The 4624-nt window shown below is 59.0% G+C and carries 2 protein-coding genes and 1 pseudogene; 1 reads left to right on the top strand and 2 read right to left on the bottom strand.

Annotation, left to right across the window (positions count from 1 at the left end):
• A pseudogene (locus K288_RS0142565) lies at nt 1-312 on the top strand (IS5/IS1182 family transposase); the annotation flags it as partial.
• Nucleotides 313-1220: 908 nt separating this feature from the next.
• Here the strand turns inward: K288_RS0142565 and K288_RS48930 are convergent.
• Together K288_RS48930 and K288_RS54445 are read right to left on the bottom strand one after the other, a co-directional pair.
• Nucleotides 1221-2576 carry an MFS transporter gene (locus K288_RS48930; RefSeq protein WP_051335058.1) on the bottom strand — a complete coding sequence of 452 codons (1356 nt, stop codon included), beginning with the start codon at nt 2574-2576 and terminating at the stop codon, nt 1221-1223.
• Nucleotides 2577-2911: 335 nt separating this feature from the next.
• Nucleotides 2912-3271: a hypothetical protein gene (locus tag K288_RS54445; RefSeq protein WP_027584774.1), complete on the bottom strand. Its 360-nt coding sequence runs from the start codon at nt 3269-3271 to the stop codon at nt 2912-2914.
• Nucleotides 3272-4624: the final 1353 nt, after the last annotated feature.

Below are 4624 nucleotides of genomic sequence, written 5' to 3'. Positions count from 1 at the left end.
AAGGGATACCGCGGCCACAATGCGCCCCCCGATCATAAGTTCAGGGTCTTCATCTCTGGCCAGAAGCGAGGCGTGACGCCCAAGATCAAGCGCGAATTGCGCCGCAGGGCCGCCGTCGAGCCCGTCATCGGCCATCTCAAGGCGGAGCACCGCATGGGCCGCAATTATCTCTGGTTCCGCCAGGGCGACGCCGCCAACGCCGTCCTCGCCGCCGCCGGCTACAACTTCCGCCGCCTCATCCGTTGGCTCAGCCTGTTGCTGCGCCGAATCCTCGCCGCTCTCACCACCGCAACTCAGTCCGTCCCAGCCTGAAAGCAGGGTTCTTCACGGACGACTTTCTACAATCGTTATATCATTGAGATTGGAGGCTCTCCACGAGAGCCCGTCACCGCAAACCGTGCCCCTGTTGAAAGCGTGCCCGGCACGCTGGAACGAGCTCAAGGCCAAGGCCAGGCCGAAACGACGTTGATGGCTGCATCGAATGTGGCATCCGCGGCATCATCGGCAAACCCACCGGGGACGTCGAATGGAGTCACCCACAGATCGCCAGTTGTGATGTCGCCTAATCCTGCGGCCGTCGCAGGTTCGATCACTCTGGCCACGCAAGACGTCTTTCTCCCACTGTGGCAATAGTCGGATGATGCCCACGCGGCTACGCACCGCGGCGCGAAAAAGAGCGAAATGGCCGCTCGTTTCCGGCAAGAATTTTTTTCAAGTTCCCCTTGTAGGCACAGGCGTGAGTAAGAGCAACGAACAGCTGACTGACCAAACGCACCAGCGACCATTGAGATGCCGCGCGAAAGCCGCAGCGGGGCTCGGCGCCGGTGCGGAGCGTCAGAGCAACCGCGCCAGGCGCCGCAGCTATCATCAGGATAGGCCTCGATCGCGTAAGGAAAAGCCTGGCAGATCGCCTCACGGTTCGGGAACCCTTGTTTTGTTCGGCTAAGCGAAAAGTCGACCATCTTCATCGCCTTCTGACAAGACCAATCAATAAGGAAAGATGGCGACGGATCAGCAGGTTGCCAACGCCTGCATCGGCTCCAAAGTGCGCCGATACTGAAGGGCAAGTGGAAACCATGGTGATCGGGTGGATGAAACTCCATTGACTGCCCCAAGCACCATGTAGACCGTGACGATCGGTAGCTGGACGCGGCCCAGCGCCCAGTTAATCATGCGTGCCTAAAGCGTGAACATGTGCACCAGCGTGGACTGCTGGCCAGCTAACGTGACGTGGCTTGCACGCTTAAAGGTTTGTTGGGCCGCTCAGGCCGCGGCCGCCTGGCAACTTTCGACGGCTTGGCGGTTCCGGGATAGACCGCGAGTGCCGCGATGATGCCCAGCACGGCTGCGAACATCAGCCAAAAGCTGGGCGAAGCCTTGTTATCGGTCTGATCGATCAGCCAGGTCGAGGCGAACGGCGTGAAAGTGCCGAACAGCGCCGCAGCCAGTGCAAAGGCCAGCGAGAAGCAGGTGGTACGCACATGCTTCGGTACGATCTCGACAAGAGCGCCCAGCATGGCACCGCTATATATACCGAAGTAGAACGAGAACAGCATCTCCACCGCCAGCATTTTGCCGAAAGTGGGCGCGCTCACCAGCCAGTACAGCGCCGGATACACGGTCACCAACGCAAGGCCGGCAATGGTCAGCAGAACCGGCTTGCGGCCGATCCGGTCGGATACAGCGCCGCCGATCGGATTCCAGATGAAGTTGGTCATGGCAACTAAGAGCGTCACCAACAGCGCTTCCCCGGTAGTCAGCTTCAATACGGTCTTGCCGAATGTCGGCGTGTAAACGGTGACGAAATAGAAGGTCGTAGTGGTCAGGATCGCGATCATCATGCCGAGAATGACGATGCGCCAGTTGGCAAGTGCCGAGGCAAACACCTCGCGGGCAGTGGGATGCTGTTTCATCGCCAGAAATTCTGGCGTTTCCTCCAGCGTCCGGCGCAGGAAGAAGATAAGCGGAATGATCAAGCAGCCGAGAAGGAACGGGATGCGCCAGGCCCAGGCGGCGACTGTTTCGGCCGGCATCGACTCGCTGAGCAAATACCCCACGATCGCTGCGACGAAGATCGCGACCTGCTGGCTGGAGGACTGGAACGACGTGTAAAAGCCGCGCTTGCCGGACGGCGCGATCTCCGACAGGTACACCGAAACGCCGCCGACTTCGACGCCGGCAGAAAAGCCCTGCAGCAGCCGTCCGAGCAGCACGATTACGGGGGCTGCAATGCCGATCGTCGCGTAACTGGGGCAGAAAGCGATGATCACGGTACCGATCGCCATGCTAGACAGCGTTACGATCAACCCTTGGCGACGGCCGATTTTGTCGATATAGGCGCCGAGCACGATCGCGCCGACCGGGCGCATCAAAGCCCCCACCCAGAACACGCCGAAGGTGTTGAGCAGCGAAGCGGTTTCGCTATCGGACGCGAAGAACGCCTTCCCACTAGCGCTGGCGTAGAAGCCGAATAAGAAAAAGTCGATCTGCTCGAGGAAATTGCCGCTAGTAGTACGCAAAATCGCCCCGATGTGCGATTTGACCGTTGGTGCGTGCGGAATGGACGTTTGTGGCACGCGAGTTTTCCTCCCCGTCTGATATGGCCGGTTGCGGAAAACCTCACGCCAGCCCAACTGCAGCTCAAGCCGGATAATCTCCATCATAGACACTACCGACCAATCCGCATTCGCCTCATCTTTTCGGCATATTTTCGGCGACTGTCGAACGCTGGCACAGATTTTCAGGATTTGTTGTGCGCTTGCAGAGACGACCTAGGCGTGAAACAAGCGGAATCGATCCTCGCCGACATCGAACAAAGGACGGCAACCGTCGGCAGCGCAACCTTGCACGGAACCGCGCAGGAGTGAAGGATACCTGAGTGATGCCTGAGTCGGGCTGGCGTCAGCCCTCGTCAATCCAGATCCGCATTTCTCCTTCGCCGCGGTTGGCCCAGCTGAACCATGGAAATAAAGGTCAGCCGCTGGGGCCGCCGCTCTCCCGGCACCTTATCGTAAAGATAAAGCGCCGCTTCTTCTGCGTGTGCTGCCAACCGATACTTCCCGGCCTGCGGCAAAATCTTATCGGCAAAAACACCTTTTCCTTCGATAAACCTAAAGCGGCTTTGTTCAGGCAGCCATAGATTGTGTAACTCCGTCCCGTTATCGGCTTCTTCCAGACGATAGGTCCGCGGACCCCGCTGAATGGCCACTTTCCCCACCACACGGCGGAGCAGCGGATTGCAGTATACCCGGCGTGCCGGCATCGGCAGCATTACGGTGAGGCGATCGCCTTCCCGCCACGTGCGGTGAATGTGCAAATAACCTTGCGGCTCGCGATCAACCGGGCCACCGTTGAGGGGTGACCTGCGGCGCGCCGCACCAGTCCGGCAGTCGCAATGCTAGCGTGTGGGTGATCGGCTGCGGGGATTCAACAGTGATTTCCACCTGTTCCTGTCACGGATAGTTGCCGCTAATGCGCAGACGTAGCATATGCTCTCACACCGGCAGCACAGCGCTATTAGCGACGTAAAGGTTGATGTAGACCCGCCTCGCGCTGCGACGTATGGATGTATAGGCCGAGCGATGTCAGCACCCGTCGGCGGGCAGCAGGCGCAGCCGAACCAGCGCTGTCGCACTGGTTTGACGTGATCGTAGATGTGATTGAAACGCTCCGTTTTGGCATGTAGTTCCAGCTAGTTCACGCAGAACAACTGCCTGCCATCCAACGCTATGCCACAGAGCAAGGTATTTTTGAGCGCTCGCTGCATCGGCATACTTGCTGCCGGCTTTCATCTTCAGCATCCGGCGCGCGAACTTCATCCCCGTAGCGGTTATGCGGTCTCATTTCTCCCGGGCCCAGCTGATTGGGTCACCAGAAATGAACACCAGGCTGACAGCTCCAGCGCTGCGGTCGCAGGCGAGCTTGAGAAAAACAAGTCAAAGGCGAAGTTCATCCCGATGAGCGCACGCCTCGATTTGAGCCAATCAGCGGTCGGGTCGGCCGGGGCGAAGCGGATGCAAATTGTTTGCCGCTGTGCGCGTCACACCCGATACGTGGGATCCGTAACAAAGTGACGAATTGGTCGCCAAGATCCTTCAAGGACGTGTCAGGGAAGAAACCCGGCACACGTCGCAAACCCAACTGGCGCATTTCGAAAGCGGAACATTGTCATCCGCTACACGGCTGGCCGCGACTTGCCGGGTCTCGGCTCAGGCAAATAAAAGGTGAGCCATGATCAACCTGACGGACAGCGCACTAAATTCGGTTCGAATCGCGATTTCGGTCTGGCGCAGCCGGCGAGCTCCTGCGCATCATGATCGAGGCGGGCGGCTGCGCTGGCTTTAAATACATGATGGGAACTGGCCTCCGAAACGAGGAGAAGGCCGGCTTGACACTTGTCGGGTGTCTGACAGGCGCACCGCCTCTGACAGGTGGGGAACACCCGTCGGCATTTGTGAGACTTTATCTTTCAAAGATCAATCAGCAGCTTACGAGGGGGAAGGCCGTTGGCATGGCGATTGCTATGAGGATGCCGCAACACTGAGTAAGGGCTGAGTGCAGGCCGACGCGCAAGACGAGCGATGCTCTCCTTCCCTTGGACCCGTGTGCCCCGTTTCTGAGAGAG

It is taken from the genome of Bradyrhizobium sp. Ai1a-2 (genome assembly GCF_000426245.1).
Taxonomy (GTDB): Bacteria; Pseudomonadota; Alphaproteobacteria; order Rhizobiales; family Xanthobacteraceae; genus Bradyrhizobium.
The sequence above is the reverse complement of the archived record's forward strand: the minus strand, read 5'-3'. Positions and strand labels throughout refer to the sequence as shown.

Bases quoted from the DNA above. Each gene is read 5' to 3' on its own strand.
- K288_RS54445 (WP_027584774.1), bottom strand. From the start codon at position 3,271: ATGCTGCCGATGCCGGCACGCCGGGTATACTGCAATCCGCTGCTCCGC.